Raw genomic sequence first — 15,275 nt, 5'->3', positions numbered from 1 at the left:
ACCCGAAGCTCTGCATGGAGTACGGCCCCGGGATCGGCCCGTCGGCCTCCACATCAGCCGAGAAGTAAACCTCACGCTTAGGCATCGGCGTTCCTCGTAGTGCTTCCCGAAGTGGCTTCTTCCCGCGCCTGGCTTTGCTTAGCGGCTACCCACTGCTTGGCGAATTCAGCGGAGTCTCTGATGAACTTCTCCAACTCAGTTTCGCTAGTCACCAGCTCGGCCGCCAACTTGGATAGAACGGCGCATTCGGCTGGGATGACGGCATACGGGTCTTCAAGTTCATCACCGATTCTTAGGTCAGGGTCGCCAAGTACACTCCGTATGAGGTTCTCGGTCACTTGCGGATTGAGTTGCTCTCCGTCCTCTTCAAGAGCGATGCGCATATCCGCTACCCATCGGACAATCTCGGGAGTCGTGTATGTGGGCGAGAACCGGTGTCGTACTGCCACAGCGAACCGGGCATAGATCATCGACATGTAGCCGGCCGCTGTCTCATCGGTCGTCATCCGATCGTGCAGGCTTTCCCATGCTTCAATGTCGCCGTCCACGAACGCGCGCAGCGCCGCCGCGTGCTCATCGCCTACTTCAACCGCTGCCCAATCCATTACTCGAACAATTCCTCGGCATCGGCCCGTGCCTTGGCAAGAAACTCGCTGAGTTCGGCTTCGTTAAATTGTAGATCTCTGATCAACCCTGCCAATAGCAGGATCTTCATGCCGAACGCAATTTCGTCATCTATGCTTTGCAAAGCGTCTGTCGGAAGCTTGCCGAGGACATAGTTAATGAACAGCTCGGCAAGCTTGGGGTCGATAATGTCAGGTATTTCGTTCGACGTTGCTCGCAAGGAGGCAACGAAGTCGATTACCTCAGCGTTGTTAGCTACGGTTCCGTCCTTGATGAATCGCCTTTCTGTCGCCTCGAAGAACGCGGCCGTGATCAAGGCCGCGTAGCCTTCATTGGCTTTCGCTCGGTCGAGCTTGTTCAACAGGCGGCGATGCTCATCAGTGCGACCTGCTAGCTGGGCGTGCAGTGCAGCCACCTGGTCATCTGTCACGGCCATTGTTTCTCCCGATCAATTGCTTGCCAAGATTGTAGGACCGCCGCCCGGCTTCACCGAGCACAATAGCACCGCCAAGGAACCCGATCACGAGGTCCCCGCCCTGCAACTGTTGTTGTGGCGCATTCATGAACGGGTTGGAGTCTTTGGCGGTGGACGGGTGGCCCGTCGGCGGCTTGGCGCTCAGGATGCTTTCTGCATTACCGATGTATTGGTTGGCTGAGCTTACAGTATCGTCTGTCCTGCCATGTGCGCCGCGAAGAAGTTCTTTCCGCCGGGACGCACGTTCGGGAGGAGTTTCGGAGTAGTCGCGGCTTGCCGGGTCGTCCTCTGGGTTGCGGAGTTCGCCGCGTCCGGGTGTTCCGTCTCGGGGGATATCGGGTAGTTCGCGGTATTCACTCGATTCTTCGTTGGTGGGTTGGGTCTCGGCATTCCTATCACGGGGCTCGACCTGGGTGCCCGGTGTTCTGTCGTCCACGCGGTAGGTGGGGGTGGACCAGCGGGTAATGCCGTCGTTCGTCCTGGGTGGCCAGTCCGGAAGAGGCGCTCGTGCTTCGGGCTGTGGCGGGGACTCGGGCGTGTGAGGTTGGTGTTCGGGGGCCGGGGCCTGTTCGTCAGCTACGTCTCGGGCTTGACCGGTTGGCTCGTCCGGGGTCTCCTCGGTCGCGGTCTCCGGAGCGGCGGTGTCGGACGATGGTTCCTCGTGTTGGGGGAGGGGCGGCTGGTCTTGGTCCTGTGGGTCCTGGTTGTCGGCCTCGCCGACTTGGGGCTGCTCAGTCTCGTCGGGTGGGCGATGGGCGCTCTGGTCGGTGTCCTGGGTGTGGGGTTCCTCGTCCGGGAGGTCGGGTTGCTCGGTCTCCTCGGAGTTGGGCTGTGCGCCTTCCGGGTCATGGTCGGCGGTGTTGGACGGTTGGTGCTCGTTCTGGGGGTGTGGCGGGCGGTCGTGCTCCTGTAGTCCTTCGGTTTCGGTCTCGCCGCCTTGGGCCTGGCCGGTTTCTTCCGATGGGTCGGGTGCGGTCCGCTCGGTGGCCTGGGTGTGGTTTTCCTCGTTCTCGGTGTCGAGTCGCTCGGCTTCTCCTGTTTCGGCTTGCGTCTCGTCGGAGTCCTTGGGCTCGGCCTCGGCGCTTTGGGACTCGTCCGGGATGTCAGGTTGCTCGGACGTCTCGGTCTCGGCCTGTGAGTCTGGGTCTTCCGGGTCGCGGTCAATCTTGCTGGCTTGAGTGTCGGGTTCCCGGGTCTCGTCGTTGTCCTGCGGCTCGGCCGGGGGGTCTTGTGGCTGGTCTGTGTCCTCGGTTGAGGAGTTGTCCTCGCGGGGCCTCTCGTGTTGTTCGGTTTGGGCTTCGCGGGCCGCGGCGATTTGGGCGGCTCTTGCGTGCTGTTCTTCGCGGGCGCGGCGGAGGCTTTCGAGGCGGGAGGGTTGGCCGGGGGCGCCGGGGTTGTCCGGTGGTGCTGCGGAGGGGCGGTCGTGGGTGTTGGTGGTCTCGGTACGGGTGTCCGTGCCGTTGGTGCGTTCGACGCCCACGCCTGGTGCCCTTTCCGCCGGTGGCCGGGGTCCGCATGAACGATCAGCCATATAACGGACTTATCGCCCGTTTTCCCTAAGGGTCGGATGGGAGGTGGCGCGGGGTCGACCCTCCATGCGTCGCGTCCATGTAAGCGTGCATGTCGCCTCTTCGCACGTGCGAAATTCGTGCGCGTCGAGCCGGGCTGACGAGTCGACGGGATGACTGTGCGATGTGCCAGGTATCCGTGCCTGATATGAGCAGTGAGCGACGTTGTCGTCACGGTGGTGGGGGAAGCCAACGAATGCGGCAGTGCGGGTGAACGCCGGACGGACGGTGCCTGCCGAGGCAGTTGGACGTGCCTGTGCTCTCACGTCAGTGGGTGTGCGCTGCGCTCGCTAACGCACCAGGGGGATGGATATGTGTCTCGGCTCCCGGCGCTTCTCGGCCATTGGCCGACAGGTCCGTCCGCTACGTGCGCGAGAACCAGTCGTCGGTGTCGCGGTGGCGGGGGAGCCCGACCGCGTCGAACTCGTCGAAGTGTCTGCCCTTGGCGACGCCGAGTCGCCGCAGAGCCTGCGAGATCGGGGACCCGGTCGGCGGGAACGGCTCGTTCACATCCTTGTGCAGAGGGCCGAGGGCCACTTTGCCCATGTCCCAGACCTGCGCGGCCTGCGTTCCCACGCCGCCGAAGTAGTCCGCTTCGACGTAGGCCACGGGTCCTGCTTCCGAGCACGTGATGAGCATGCGTTCAAAGCCCGCAGGTGCCTTCCAGAACCCGTCGAGTTCAGGCGCACCCGGGACCGTGATCGTGTCGAACAGCGCGTCGGTCATCGGCAGGAGCCACAGGCCTTGGTTGAGAGGGACGAAGCCAGCCTCTGCGACCTGGCCGACCAACTCGCGAAGGACATGTTCGGTGGCGATGGCGGCCTGGAGGTAGTACATCTGCTCATTCTCGCCCAATCGCCGACGGGCAGAGGACGCCGAATCTGACAAGAGCAGGCGGGGCGCGGCCGGGCCGGTCAGGGCCGGGCTCGCCGGCGTCGAAGGCGTACGTGTGAGGCATCGGTTCGGCAGGGGACGTCCGGGGTCACCAGTTCCGGGTGGCGATCAGTTCCTCGGGGTCGGCGTTGGAGAACCCGTAGCTTGTGGCGATGAACCAGAACTCCTCCCCGATCACCTCGCGGGCGGCCGTTTCGAGTTCGCTGCCGGCCTTCACGAACTCTTCTTCCAAGTCGTTGAACTCCTCGGTCGCGGCGTGCGTCAGCCGGTAGAGCTGCTCCAGGTCGGTTGGCGGGGCGGCCTCGATTTCCTCGCACAGCCTCAGCAGGATCGCCTTCCCCTTGTCAACGAGGTGATCCGGAAAATACCCATCGTCGTACATTCCCTTGAGGAACTCGTGGCCAAGGACGTTCTGGTTGGTCAACGGCATCCCGGCTGCCTCCTAGCATGCTTCTGGGTGGAGGTTGCCGATCGTAACCGGGGCCTCTGACATCGCCGCCTTGTGGCGAAGTCGACTCGCGTACACGTCGATTGGTTTACCGCGAAGCGTGGCCAGATCCTGCCTCCGCAGGTGAGGTCGCCACCGTTGCTTTCGATGAGGCTGACTCCTTGTCATTCATAGAGTGTTGATCGATCTTCGAGCAGCACAGAACATTCGTCGTTCGATGAGTTGTCATAAATCGAACACAAGCAGTCGCCGGCGAACGAGCATGATCACAAGGAGAGGAGACGATCGGTGATGAGGTATGTAAAGCCCGTATCCGTGGTCGCGATGGGAGTCGCAATGACAGTCACGGCCATGGCCTCGCCGGTCGCCGCGGAGCCGTTATCCGATGGCGCACAATGGGTTGCTTTAGGTGACTCTTTCCAGGCCGGGACCGGAACGGAAGACTACACCGGTGACTGTCACCGCTCGAAGTGGTCGCATGTCTCCGTACTCGACGCCGAGGGATCGGGACCGAAGCCGCTGGCTTTCGTGGCCTGTGAAGGCGCCACCAGTCACGACCTCTACCGGAGCATGAAGGGTGAGCCGCCACAGGCGGACGCGGTACTCGACAACGCCGGTTCGATCCGGGTCACGACGCTGGGTATCGGTGGCAATGACATGGGGTTCGCGTCGATCCTCACGGACTGCATCATTCGTCACTTGAGCGGACCGTCCTGCGAGCGCGCCTACGACAGCAGGGTTCAGGCGAACTATGACAGGCTGGTGAATAATCTCGATCCAGCCACCGGTCTCAACCGGCTCCAGGCCGTCTACACCGACCTGTTCCACCGGGCGCCTCTGACCCGCCTCATCACCCCGACCTACCCCAAGTTCTTCCCCCGCCGCGGCGGGTGGCGCTGGTGGGAGAGCGGTCTGCTGATCAAACGATGCAACGGAATCCGTGTCAGCGACCAGTTGTGGATCAACAACTGGATCAGGCGCCTGGACAACGCGATCATCGGTTCCTCGCAGAGCGTTGGAGCCATCCCGGTGGATCTCTACGCCGCCTCCGACGGCTACGAGCTGTGCAGCAGGGAGGACAACGGCGACTACTTGAACGGAATTCGTGTCCCCCTCTACAACTCCTTCCATCCGACGAAGCTCGGCTACGGCGTGAACGCGAACCACCTGCGCCCGGTGCTTAGGCAGCAGCTCGCCGCGCCGCCCAGACGGCACGCCAAGGCACCGACGCCGCTGCCCAAGTCCAATACCCCGCCGAAGGCGCACCTCAAGCTCACCCGGGACGGCGATACCATCAAAGTCGACGCAAGCGGCTCTCGTGATCCCGATGGGAAGATCGTCCAGTACCTCTGGGAGTTCGACGATGCGACAATGAACGATGGAAAGTCGGTCTCCCACACCTACAAGAAGGCGGGAACCTACACGGTCACGCTGATCGTGATGGACGACGAAGGCGAGATGGGCTTCGCAACGGCCGATTCGATAAAGGTCGAGTAGGTGACCTCGCACGCATAGAGGATCAGCGAGTCGCCCCGGGTCGCGAAATCGACTTCGAAAACTTGGGGCGATATCGCTCGACCGGCAAGATGCGCAGGCTGATCATTGCAATCCGCATACGCCAAGGATGGGATGGCCCCATGACCATTCGTGACCGGATCAAGCGAATCGATCCCGTGGCCATGGTGGCGCTCGTCATCATCGTCATCGGCGTCTGCTGGCTCTACAGCGCCATGGGCCGAGCCGTGCCGGTGGTGGACTGGGGAACCAGTGAGGAGGAGCGGACGGCGAGGGAGGCGCGGCCGCACGTCTACGCCGCGTCCGGTGTGTTAGGCCTCGGCGCTCTGACGTTACTGACGGGCGGAAGGCGAATCGCGGCGCTGCTGGTCGCCCCTGCCGCCGTCGTACCGGCGGTCCTTCTCGCTTGCACGAACCCGGACTGGGCGCTGCCGCTGCTCGCGACTCTCATCACCATTCCCTTCGCGATCGGAGCCGGAATCGCGGCGGCTTTCAAACGGCGACGGACGCGATGACCTCCTTGGCGAGCAGTAGATCCGGGCTTCGTGCCGCTGCGTCCGATAGGCCCCGGGACCGCGTATCGCGCTCCAACGTCGCGTACTTCGCCTCCGCGTGCCGGTCATCGGGCGTGCCGGTCATCGGGTAGGGGCGCTGCGCGAACCCGGGTTCGGTGGAGGTCGGGCAGGAACAACATCCGCATCGTCCGCTGACCGCAAGCGCGCGGCGGGAAGGTTCCATTCAGGAAGGGGATGCCCCTGGTCACCCGTCTCGCACGTTGGTCAGCTCCTTGCTTTGGGCGGCGTACGGCTGGGAGCGGCGCCCGGGTGGTTCGGCTGCGCCGTCCTTCAGTGCCGCATCAGGTCCCGGCTCGACGTTCCCGGCTGGTTGTCGAATGCCGGTTGGTCTAGGGCGGAGAGGATGCAGGGGGCGAGCCCCACACTGAGCTGTCTGTGGTCGGCCCTTCCGAACGCGTGGCGGGGTGGAGGTTCGGGTGGTGGGCGTTCGGGGGTGTCGTGCACGGGGCCGCCAAGCTCGTTTCGCAGGCGTCCGCATCAGGGCTCTGACTAGGGGATTCGTGGGTGCGCGCCGGTTCGTGCTGTGACGATGAACACGCTCGATGACGAACCGGACGCACACTGTTGAGGAAACCCATGTCCTGCCTGATTCCCGTTACGTCCGTCCCGGTGAGCGCGTTGCGCTGGCGGCGTGACTTCCCCGGTGGACTCGACCAGGCCCGCGCCGCCCGCCGCTTCGCCGCCGCGCTTCTCGCCGACTGTCCCCAGTTGGACGAGGTGCTTCTCGCGGTCGACGAACTCGTGGTCAACGCGCTCCGCCACACCAAGTCGGGGCAGCCCGGCGGCGTCTTCGGCGTCGAGGTCATTCGCTGGGACGGAGCGGTCGCCGTCTCCGTCACCGATGAGGGCGCCCCGTCCGAACCCGCCGTCACCGATGTCGAGGAGTACGCCGAGTCCGGTCGGGGCCTGCGTACCGTGTCGTTGCTCGCGGCCGGGTGGGGGTGGTTCGGTAACGACCGCTCCCGTACCGTCGCCGCGCTCTTCGACACGACCCTCGGAGCGGTGGCATGAGCCGCCGCGACCTGCGGGGGACGACCGCCGCGCAGGTGCGGTCGGCCATGACCGCCGCCATGCGGGCGGACCCGCGCGCGCTCGACCTCCTCGTCGAACGCAACGCGGGCACGCTTGACCCGTACACGCTGTCCTTTGTGCGGACGGCGCGGACGCTGGCCCTCGCGACGTCCGCGGCGTTGAACACCGTCCTCACCGCCCACCGCTACGGCCGCGACGCCGATGGCCAGGTCGTCTGCCTGGCCTGCGGCATCAGCCGCTGCCGGACGGTCCGTGCCGTCTCCGACGTCCTCGCCGCCTACGGTCTGCGGACGGCCCCGGTCGACCGTCCCGAGGCATGGCGGCTCGCCGACGCCTGGTACACCAAGACCGCGGGGCATCCCGTGCTGCTGTCCGTCGAGCCGTTCGACAGGGGCTTCGTCGTCCGGCCCGCCGACCCGCCGTCCGGGACGCCCGGCGGTGTCCTCATCATCGACCGCGACACCGGCGAGATGACCTTGTGGCCCTCGTACGACACCCCCACCCTCGTGTCCCAGTACCACGCCTATCAGCGCGGCGCCTTGTGAGTCGGTTCAGTGGGGAGGTGACGATGTGGGGCGCGATGCTGGAAAGTTTCTCGCGGGTCTTCTCGTACTCGCGGTCGGGGGTGGACGCGTCGACGATCCCCGCGTCCGCGCGGAGCCAGGCGCGGCCGTCGCGGTTGCAGAGGGCGCGCAGGACGAGGGCGGAGTCGAGGGCGCCGTCGTGGGAGACCGCGATGACGGCGCCGGAGTACAGGCCGCGGTGCGCGTGGAGGCGGGTGATCGCCTCGATCGAGTCCGGTTTCGGGATGCCGGACACGGTGACGCCGGGGAACAGGGCGTCGAAGGCGTCCCAGGACGTGCGGCCGGGGGCGAGGACGCCGCCGACCCTGGAGCCGAGGCGCTGGACGCCGCCGCGTTCCTTCACCGCCATGAACCCCGTGACCTGAACGGTCCCGGGATGGCAGACCCGGTACAGCTCCTCCTGGAAGGTGCGGACGGAGACGGCGGGCTCGTAGATCTCCTTCGGGTCGGTCTCCAGGTCGTGCGGGGTGCGGGCGTCGGTGGCGGCGCCGAGACCGAAGGCGCGGGTGCCCGCGAGGGGTTGAGTCGTGACGTGGCCCGTGGCGTCCACCGACACGAGAACCTCGGGGCTGAAACCGGTGGCCTGGAAACCGTCGAGGTCGAGCAGGAACGAGCGTGCCGGGGTGTTCGTGCGACGTCCACGCACGGAGGTCGCGACGATGTCGACGGGACGGACGACGTCCAACCGCCGGGACACGATGCCCTTAGAGGCCGCGCCGTTCGTAGACCACGTACTCGGTGAACATCCCCGAGCCGGCCAGCCGGGCCATCAGGGAAAGGGGTCGGAGGTGGTCTCGACGACCGGTTCGGCGGGTTCCGCGTCAGCGCGCAGATCGACGGACAAGGCAGCCAACTCCCGGGTTCACGGGTCCGGAACGGTCCCGAAACTTAGGCAAGGCTAACCTTTTCCGATTTTCCAGGGCAAGGTCGAGCCGTGAGGCGTCGGGCGAGGCCGCCGAGACCCCCGCAACCATTGCGTGGTTAGGTGAGGCTAACCTAAGATCGCCCCGACACTCCCCGACCCCCCTGGAACCCCCGGAAGGACAGCGGTCCTCTATGCGCACCATTATGCGGCGTATGGCCATCACCGCCGCGCTCGTGCTCAGCCTGGGCACGGTCGCCGCGTGCGGCGAAGACGAACCCCCGGACGACGCCCCGGCCGGCAACGCCGCGACCGGGGCGTTCCCGGTCACGATCACCCACAAGCTCGGCACCGCCAGGATCGAATCCGCGCCGAAGCGCGTCGTCGCGCTCGGCGAGGTCGACCAGGACGCGTTGCTCGCACTCGGCGTCACCCCCGTCGGGATGGTCGAGCTGACCGGCGTCCAGCCGGACGGCCTCGCCCCCTGGAGCGCGCCCAGGCTCACCGGCCAGAAGCCGAAGACGCTCAAGGCGGGGGAGGCCGGGTTCAACCTGGAGGAGGTCGCGGCGCTGCGCCCGGACCTGATCCTCGCGGCGGGGGACTTCACCATCGACAAGGAGTACGACAAGCTCTCCAAGCTGGCGCCGACCGTCGCCTACCAGACCGGGCCCGCCGAGGACGCCTGGCAGGCGATCACCATGGTGGTCGCCAAGGCCGTCGGGCGCGTCGACGAGGGCCGCGCCCTCGTCGGCAGGGTCGACACCGGAATGGCCGCCGTGAGGACCCGCCACCCCGAGCTGAACGGCAAGAAGGTCGCCTTCACCAGCGTCTTCCCCAACGGGAACATCGGGGTGATGAAGTCGGAGAACGACACCAGCGTCAAGCTGCTCAACCAGTTCGGCATGGTGCTGCCCGAGTCCGTCAAGAAGCTTCCCGGCGACGGGTTCGCCGCCGAACTGAGCATGGAGAAGGTCTCAGTGCTGGACGTGGACGTGCTGATCAGCCACTACAACGACGACCCCGCCACACAGAAGAAGATCGAGGGCGGCAAGCTGTTCGCCGACCTCGGCGTCGTCAAGCGCGGCTCGTACGTGGCGCTCGACCTCAAGTCCTTCTGGCCGCTGCGCACCCCGACCCCGCTGTCGGTGCCGTACGTCGTCGACCAGGTCGTCCCGAAGATCGCCAAGGCCGCCGCCGCGGCGAAGACAGCCTGAGGACCGGCCGATGTCAGAGGAGTGCGTACAGCCCCCCGTGCGCGACGTGGTGGGCGTCGGATTCGGTCCGTCCAACCTGGCCCTCGCCGTCGCGCTCGACGAGACCGCGGTCGACGGGGACGGCGTGGACGCGGTGTTCTTCGAGAAGCAACAGGAGTTCGGCTGGCACCGGGGCATGCTCATCGACGGCGCCACCATGCAGGTCCACTTCCTGAAGGACCTGGTGACGCTGCGCAACCCCGCGAGCCCCTACTCGTTCCTGGCGTACCTGCACGCCCAAGGTCGCCTCATCGACTTCGTCAACCACAAGACGATGTTCCCGACGCGGATGGAGTTCCACGACTACCTCGAATGGGTGGCCGCCGCGTTCACCGATCGGGTCCGCTACGGGTCCGAAGTGGTCGCGCTGCGCCCCTACGACGACGACACCCTCGAAGTCGTCGTGCGGCGTGGCGACGAACTGGAGAGGCACCTGACCCGCAACGTGGTCATCGGCGCCGGTCTGGAACCCGTCCTGCCGGACGGTGTCCAGGCGGGCGAGCGGATCTGGCACACCGAGGACCTGCTCACGCGCCTCGGCGAGCGTCCCGGATGGCACCCGAAGCGGTTCGTCGTGGTCGGCGCGGGGCAGAGCGCCGCCGAGGCCGTCGAATACCTGCACCGCACCTTCGTGGACGCCGAGGTGTGCGCGGTGTTCGCCCGGTACGGGTACTCGCCCGCCGACGACAGTTCGTTCGCCAACCGCATCTTCGACCCGGAGGCCGTCGACCACTACTACGCGGCCTCCGACGAGGTGAAGCGGATGTTGTTCGACTACTCGCGCAACACCAACTACTCCGTGGTCGACCTCGACCTCATCGACGAGCTGTACCGGCGCTCCTACGCCGAGAAGGTCGCGGGCGCCGAACGGCTCCGCATCCTCAACGCCTCCCGTCTGGTGGACGTCGGGGAGGAGCCCGGGGGAGTGCGCGCGAGGGTGCGGTTCATGCCGACCGGTGAGGAGACCGAGCTGGACGCCGACGTTCTCGTCTACGCCACCGGCTACCGCGAGCGCGACCCCCTCGCCCTGCTCGGCGAGGCCGCAGCCCACTGCCGGACCGGCTCCGACGGACGTCCCGTCGTGGAACGCGACTACCGTGTCGCCACCGCACCCGGGCCGCGCTGGAACGTCTACCTTCAGGGCGCCACCGAGCACAGCCACGGCATCGCCTCGTCCCTGCTGTCCATGACCGCCGTCCGCACCGGTGAGATCGTCCGTTCCATCGCCCGCCGCTCCGCTCCCGTCACCCAGGAGATCTGACATGACCAACCCGTTCGACGACCCCGACGGCACGTTCCTCGTCCTCGTCAACGACGAGGGCCAGCACTCCCTGTGGCCCGAGTTCGCCGACGTCCCCGCCGGGTGGACGACCGTGTTCGGCCCCGCCGCGAGGGCGGACTGCCTCACCCACATCACCGAGAACTGGACCGACCTGCGCCCGCGAAGCCTGCGGTCCTGACCCCGTCCGGCTGGTCCCACGGAAGCCGTGCCGGTGCATCGTCCCTGGTAGACCACCCGTGTGACACATCACGGCGGACGTACGCTGAACATGGTGGGAGCCGGAGCGCCGTGGCGCCCGTGGGCTGTTGAGGAGGGGAGCCCGCGCGGCGGCCTGACGCGCACCGGTGGTCGCCGGCGGGCCGGACGGTCCCGCGGTGCCGGGGCGGACGCCGCGGGACCGTCTCGCCCGCCGGCCACCCACCCCCGCCGTGCCCGAGGCGCTGAGCCCGATCCGCCGGGACGCCTCGTCCGCCTCGCCGCACCCGCCGCTCACGTCCACTGCGAACGCATCGCAATAAACCGACCCTGGTCGTTGCTGTCGATGACGGGGAAGATGATCGGTAGTGGGCGGTGTGACGGATGAGGCGGGAGGGGCGCGTTGATCCGTTCCGAGGCGGGTGCGGCCGATCCGGAGGACGCCCGGCCCGCGCGGCCCCCGCGACGGGCACGGCGGCGGGGGCAGGGAAGGGACAGGGAAAGGGACGGGGGAAGAGCACAGGCGCAGCGGGTCGCGGCCGCCGACGCGTTCTTTCTGCATGTCGAGAGCGCCGCCGTCCCGCAGGTCGTCGGCGGTGTCGCCGAGTTCGCCGGGCCGGGGCCGCCCGTCGACCGGATGCGTGACCTCATGGCCGAGCGGCTGCCGAGGCTGCCGCGCCTCACGCAGCGAATCGTCCCCGGTGGCCGGGCACGGCGGCCCCGCTGGGTCGACGCCGGCGAGATCGACCTCGACCGGCATGTCCGGTCCATCGACCTGCCCGCGCCCGGCGGGCGCCGCGCGCTCGACGATCTCGTCGCCCGCCTTGTCGCCGCGCCCCTCGACCTGGACCGTCCCCTGTGGCGTGTCTGGCTCGTCGCGGACGGGTCGGCGGGGCCGGACGCCGTCGTGATCCTTCTCCACCATGCCATCGCGGACGGCATCGGCGTCGTCGACATCCTGCGCGGCATCCTGGAGCCGCCGCTACCGGAGGCGGCGCCGATGCGAGGTCCCGGTGGGTTCGCGCGCGCCGCCGCCGTCGTCCCCGGCCTGCTCCTGCTCGGGCTGGACGGCACCGCGCCGACGGTGTCACTCGTCCGGAGCGGCACCGACGCCATGGGGTCCGACCGCTCCTTCGGGACGGTCACGCTGCCGCTCGACCGGGTGCGGGACGCCGCCAGGTCCGCCGGTGTCCGCGTCACCGACGTGCTGCTCGCGCTGGTCGGCGAGGTCGTCGCGGACGCGCTCGCCCGCCGCGGCGAACGCGCCGACGGCCGGGCCCTGCGCGCCGCCGTGCCGATGACGCTGCGCGCGCCCGCCCCGCCCGGCCGGGGCCGCACCGCCGTGCCGGGCAACCTGACGGCCGCGCTGCGGCTGGACGTTCCCGTCGACCCGATGCCCGTCCACGAGCGGCTCGCGGCCGTGCACCGGTCCGCCGAGCGGCGCCGCAGGTCGGGCCGGGCGGTGGCAAGCACCGCCGTGGTCGGCATGATCGGCGTCCTGCCGCCGTGGCTGCACGCCCGCGCCGCGCGCGGCACGTACCGGGGCCGGTACTTCGGCGGGATCGTGTCCAACATGCCCGGACCCGCGGTGCCGATGTCGATGGCGGGCGCGCCGCTCGGCGACGTCCACCCGATCCTGCCGCTCGCCGACGGTGTGCCGTTCGCCGTGGGCGCGCTGAGCTGGAACGGGGCGCTGCACATCTCCGTGACCGCCGAGCCCGCGCTGCTTCCCGAGGCGGACACGTTCACCGGCGGGATGGCGCGGGCGTTCGACGAACTGACCGCCGGTCTCGGCGCGGACGGCGACACCCGGGCCGGGACATCCTGATGGCCTGGTCCGCCGCGTTCGGCCTGCTCGCCGCGTTCCTGTTCGCCGGGGCGGCGGCGTTGCAGTACCGCGCGGCCCGGCGTGCCGTGCGCGGCGGACTGGACGCCACGGCGGCGCAGGGCCTGATCCGGCGGCTGGTCCGCGATCCGGTGTGGCTGACCGGATGGGCGGTGAACCTCGCCGGGTTCTTCACCCAGGCCGTCGCGTTGCACTTCGGGTCGACCGCGATCGTCCAGCCGCTCCTGGTCACCCAGCTCGTGTTCACCATCCTGCTCGGCACGGTCGGCACCGGACGGCGCCCCGCGCGGATGGACCTGCTCGGCGGGGTCGCCGTGTCGGCGGGTCTCGCCGTCCTGTTCACCGTGCCGGGCGCGATCCCGCCCGCGGGGGAGCCGTCCCGGCCGCGACTGCTGCTCGCCGGGCTGATCGCCCTGCCGCTGGTGATCGTGCTGTCCCGGGCGGCATGGCTGCGCCGGGGTCCGATCAGGGCGGCGCTCCTCGGCGTCTGCGCCGGCCTGTTCTTCGCCGCGACCGCCGTGCTGATCAAGCTCACCACCGCCGGCCTCCTCGACGACGGTGTGGCGGCCACCGCCGTCGACTGGCCCGGGTACGCCCTCGCCGGGAGCACGCTGCTCGGGCTCGTCCTGGAGCAGCGGGCGTTCGCCGCCGGGTCGCTGCCCGCCGCGATGACCGCGATGACCATGACGAACCCCATCGCGTCCTACCTGGTGGCGGTGCTCGCCTTCGAGACCCTTCCGCCGCGTACGGCGTCCGCGTTCGTCGCCGTGTCGGTCACCGCCGTGCTCCTCACCGCCGGGGTGGCGATGCTGTCGCGGTCCGCGGCCGCCACCCGGCGGCACGAAGAGACCCCCGACGGGGCCGCGCCGTGAGGCGACGTCCGGCGCGCTGCGCGGGAAGTTCCACATAGCGGTATGTAAAAGCCGCGCACCCGAGGACGACCGTGACCAGCAGCACGCCCCAGGCGAGCCGGACGAAACCGGGAAGTGTGCCGGGCTCGCGTCCGGCCGCGTGCCACACCACCTGGATCACCAGGGGATGCAGCAGATACAGCGAGTAGCTCACCAGCCCCGACCAGACCAGGGCCCGGGGCATCGGACGGTCGCGTAGCAGCAGGGCGGCGAGGAACGTCAGCCACGCGGCGCCCACGGCCACGGACCAGTCGACGCCGAGCGGGTTCGGATTGGCGTGCAGGGCCCACGAGGTCGGCGCGCGCAGCCCCGCGACCAGCGTGAACACGGCGACGACGGCGATGGTCGCGACGGCGGGCCGGACGCGCAGCCGCCCGTCGTGGACGCCGCGTATGGCGGTCCCGGCGAACATCGTGGCGATGACGCACAGGCTCTCGATGGCGCCGATGCGGCTGTTGAGAACGAGCAGGCCCAGCGCCAGCGCGGCCACGACCGCGACCCCCGAGCGGCGCACGCCCCGCCGCGGAGAGGCCATCGCCGCGAGCCCGCCGACGAGCGACAACGCGGCGACGAGGATCGTCCCGCCCGGCCACCGGGACGCCAGCAGCCCGGACGGCAGCGCCACGCCCAGGATCGCCGCGCCGACACCGAACCCCAGCGCCACCCGCGCGCCGGAACGATGCACACCGGCGACGAACATCGCCGTGACCAGCAGGTAGAACACCATCTCGTAGGACAGCGTCCAGTAGACGTTGAGCGCGTTCGGGACGCCCAGAAGGTCCTGCATCATCGTCAGGTGCGCGAGGGTCGACGCCCACGGACGCTCGCCGAGCGCGGCGGGCAGCCCGTATGACAGGCCCGCCATGCCGAGCAGCAGCGCGAGCACCGCCGACACCGCCCAGGCGGGATAGAGCCGGAAGGCGCGACCCACCCAGAATCGTTCGACGCTGCCGTGCCGTTCCAGCGAGGACGGTACGACGTACCCACTGACGAGGAAGAACACGAACACCCCGTACCGGCCGAAGTCGAACCACGGGCTCGCCGTCTCGCGGACCTCGGGCAGCAGCACGTCCAGGGTGTGCTCGAACACCACGACCAGCGCGGCGAGACCGCGCAGGGCGTCCAGCCAGTCCATGCGGGACGCCCTGTCCGGGCGGGTGCCGATCCGTGTTTCCGGGGGAGTCAGGGTGTTCGTCGGCATTCGGGCCACC

15 protein-coding genes and 1 pseudogene are annotated in these 15,275 nt (G+C 68.4%); 9 read left to right on the top strand and 7 right to left on the bottom strand.

Annotated features, from left to right (window positions below; translation table 11 throughout):
- Positions 1–77: 77 nt before the first annotated feature.
- From BZB76_RS21755 to BZB76_RS21735, 5 genes are all read right to left on the bottom strand, one after another.
- Complete coding sequence (locus tag BZB76_RS21755) at positions 78–605, bottom strand: hypothetical protein (RefSeq protein WP_121436172.1); 528 nt, start codon at positions 603–605, stop codon at positions 78–80.
- Positions 605–1,060 carry a hypothetical protein gene (locus BZB76_RS21750; protein ID WP_121436171.1) on the bottom strand — a complete coding sequence of 152 codons (456 nt, stop codon included), beginning with the start codon at positions 1,058–1,060 and terminating at the stop codon, positions 605–607. Before BZB76_RS21750 ends, BZB76_RS21755 begins: the two co-directional genes overlap by 1 nt.
- Positions 1,044–2,579 (bottom strand): hypothetical protein, encoded by a 1,536-nt coding sequence (locus BZB76_RS34280; protein WP_147449490.1) that lies wholly within the window; start codon positions 2,577–2,579, stop codon positions 1,044–1,046. Before BZB76_RS34280 ends, BZB76_RS21750 begins: the two co-directional genes overlap by 17 nt.
- A 451-nt stretch (positions 2,580–3,030) precedes the next feature.
- Positions 3,031–3,504 carry a hypothetical protein gene (locus BZB76_RS21740; RefSeq protein WP_121436169.1) on the bottom strand — a complete coding sequence of 158 codons (474 nt, stop codon included), beginning with the start codon at positions 3,502–3,504 and terminating at the stop codon, positions 3,031–3,033.
- Between the two features lie 145 nt (positions 3,505–3,649).
- Positions 3,650–3,991, bottom strand: a complete 342-nt coding sequence (locus tag BZB76_RS21735) for a DUF5713 family protein (RefSeq protein ID WP_121436168.1) — start codon at positions 3,989–3,991, stop codon at positions 3,650–3,652.
- Positions 3,992–4,360: 369 nt separating this feature from the next.
- On the opposite strand from BZB76_RS21735, the gene BZB76_RS21730 reads away from it, so the two are divergent.
- From BZB76_RS21730 to BZB76_RS21715, 4 genes are all read left to right on the top strand, one after another.
- A complete protein-coding gene (locus BZB76_RS21730; protein WP_170180700.1) occupies positions 4,361–5,506 on the top strand; it encodes a PKD domain-containing protein in 1,146 nt (381 codons plus the stop codon).
- 140 nt (positions 5,507–5,646) lie between these two features.
- Complete coding sequence (locus tag BZB76_RS21725) at positions 5,647–6,039, top strand: hypothetical protein (protein ID WP_121436166.1); 393 nt, start codon at positions 5,647–5,649, stop codon at positions 6,037–6,039.
- A 636-nt stretch (positions 6,040–6,675) separates the two neighbouring features.
- Positions 6,676–7,110 carry an ATP-binding protein gene (locus tag BZB76_RS21720; RefSeq protein WP_121436165.1) on the top strand — a complete coding sequence of 145 codons (435 nt, stop codon included), beginning with the start codon at positions 6,676–6,678 and terminating at the stop codon, positions 7,108–7,110.
- The gene (locus BZB76_RS21715) at positions 7,107–7,676 is read left to right on the top strand and encodes a hypothetical protein (RefSeq protein WP_121436164.1); all 570 of its coding nucleotides are present in this window, start codon (positions 7,107–7,109) and stop codon (positions 7,674–7,676) included. The genes BZB76_RS21720 and BZB76_RS21715 overlap by 4 nt, the downstream gene beginning before the upstream one ends.
- On the opposite strand, the pseudogene BZB76_RS21710 reads toward BZB76_RS21715, so the two are convergent.
- A pseudogene (locus BZB76_RS21710) lies at positions 7,579–8,424 on the bottom strand (salicylate synthase); the annotation flags it as partial. The gene BZB76_RS21715 and the pseudogene BZB76_RS21710 sit on opposite strands and share 98 nt — an antisense overlap.
- Before the next feature lie 368 nt (positions 8,425–8,792).
- On the opposite strand from BZB76_RS21710, the gene BZB76_RS21705 reads away from it, so the two are divergent.
- The 5 genes from BZB76_RS21705 to BZB76_RS21685 all read left to right on the top strand — a co-directional run bounded on the left by BZB76_RS21705 (position 8,793) and on the right by BZB76_RS21685 (position 14,025).
- Positions 8,793–9,791: an iron-siderophore ABC transporter substrate-binding protein gene (locus BZB76_RS21705; RefSeq protein ID WP_170180699.1), complete on the top strand. Its 999-nt coding sequence runs from the start codon at positions 8,793–8,795 to the stop codon at positions 9,789–9,791.
- Between the two features lie 10 nt (positions 9,792–9,801).
- On the top strand, positions 9,802–11,091 hold the full coding sequence (locus tag BZB76_RS21700; RefSeq protein WP_121436161.1) for a lysine N(6)-hydroxylase/L-ornithine N(5)-oxygenase family protein: 1,290 nt from the start codon (positions 9,802–9,804) through the stop codon (positions 11,089–11,091).
- Position 11,092: 1 nt separating this feature from the next.
- Positions 11,093–11,290, top strand: coding sequence for an MbtH family protein (locus BZB76_RS21695; protein WP_121436160.1), 198 nt, complete (start codon positions 11,093–11,095; stop codon positions 11,288–11,290).
- A gap of 420 nt (positions 11,291–11,710) precedes the next feature.
- Entirely contained in the window at positions 11,711–13,135 is a 1,425-nt protein-coding gene (locus BZB76_RS21690; protein WP_121436159.1) for a wax ester/triacylglycerol synthase domain-containing protein, read from the top strand.
- Positions 13,135–14,025, top strand: coding sequence for a DMT family transporter (locus BZB76_RS21685; RefSeq protein WP_121436158.1), 891 nt, complete (start codon positions 13,135–13,137; stop codon positions 14,023–14,025). The genes BZB76_RS21690 and BZB76_RS21685 overlap by 1 nt, the downstream gene beginning before the upstream one ends.
- Here BZB76_RS21685 and BZB76_RS21680 read toward each other — a convergent pair.
- The gene (locus BZB76_RS21680) at positions 13,943–15,265 is read right to left on the bottom strand and encodes an acyltransferase family protein (protein WP_121436157.1); all 1,323 of its coding nucleotides are present in this window, start codon (positions 15,263–15,265) and stop codon (positions 13,943–13,945) included. The two genes, BZB76_RS21685 and BZB76_RS21680, sit on opposite strands and share 83 nt — an antisense overlap.
- Positions 15,266–15,275 lie beyond the last annotated feature (10 nt).

Origin of the sequence: Actinomadura pelletieri DSM 43383, from assembly GCF_003634705.1 — a bacterium.
Lineage (GTDB): Bacteria > Actinomycetota > Actinomycetes > Streptosporangiales > Streptosporangiaceae > Spirillospora > Spirillospora pelletieri.
This window is presented reverse-complemented; position numbering and strand designations above follow the sequence as displayed.

What these genes read in the sequence shown, in the direction of transcription:
- BZB76_RS21755 (WP_121436172.1), bottom strand. Translation starts at nt 605, where the DNA reads ATGGATTGGGCAGCGGTTGAAGTAGGCGATGAGCACGCGGCGGCGCTG.
- BZB76_RS21750 (WP_121436171.1), bottom strand. Translation starts at nt 1,060, where the DNA reads ATGGCCGTGACAGATGACCAGGTGGCTGCACTGCACGCCCAGCTAGCA.
- BZB76_RS21740 (WP_121436169.1), bottom strand. Translation starts at nt 3,504, where the DNA reads ATGTACTACCTCCAGGCCGCCATCGCCACCGAACATGTCCTTCGCGAG.
- BZB76_RS21735 (WP_121436168.1), bottom strand. Translation starts at nt 3,991, where the DNA reads ATGCCGTTGACCAACCAGAACGTCCTTGGCCACGAGTTCCTCAAGGGA.
- BZB76_RS21730 (WP_170180700.1), top strand. Translation starts at nt 4,361, where the DNA reads ATGGCCTCGCCGGTCGCCGCGGAGCCGTTATCCGATGGCGCACAATGG.
- BZB76_RS21725 (WP_121436166.1), top strand. Translation starts at nt 5,647, where the DNA reads ATGACCATTCGTGACCGGATCAAGCGAATCGATCCCGTGGCCATGGTG.
- BZB76_RS21720 (WP_121436165.1), top strand. Translation starts at nt 6,676, where the DNA reads ATGTCCTGCCTGATTCCCGTTACGTCCGTCCCGGTGAGCGCGTTGCGC.
- BZB76_RS21715 (WP_121436164.1), top strand. Translation starts at nt 7,107, where the DNA reads ATGAGCCGCCGCGACCTGCGGGGGACGACCGCCGCGCAGGTGCGGTCG.
- BZB76_RS21705 (WP_170180699.1), top strand. Translation starts at nt 8,793, where the DNA reads ATGGCCATCACCGCCGCGCTCGTGCTCAGCCTGGGCACGGTCGCCGCG.
- BZB76_RS21700 (WP_121436161.1), top strand. Translation starts at nt 9,802, where the DNA reads ATGTCAGAGGAGTGCGTACAGCCCCCCGTGCGCGACGTGGTGGGCGTC.
- BZB76_RS21695 (WP_121436160.1), top strand. Translation starts at nt 11,093, where the DNA reads ATGACCAACCCGTTCGACGACCCCGACGGCACGTTCCTCGTCCTCGTC.
- BZB76_RS21685 (WP_121436158.1), top strand. Translation starts at nt 13,135, where the DNA reads ATGGCCTGGTCCGCCGCGTTCGGCCTGCTCGCCGCGTTCCTGTTCGCC.
- BZB76_RS21680 (WP_121436157.1), bottom strand. Translation starts at nt 15,265, where the DNA reads ATGCCGACGAACACCCTGACTCCCCCGGAAACACGGATCGGCACCCGC.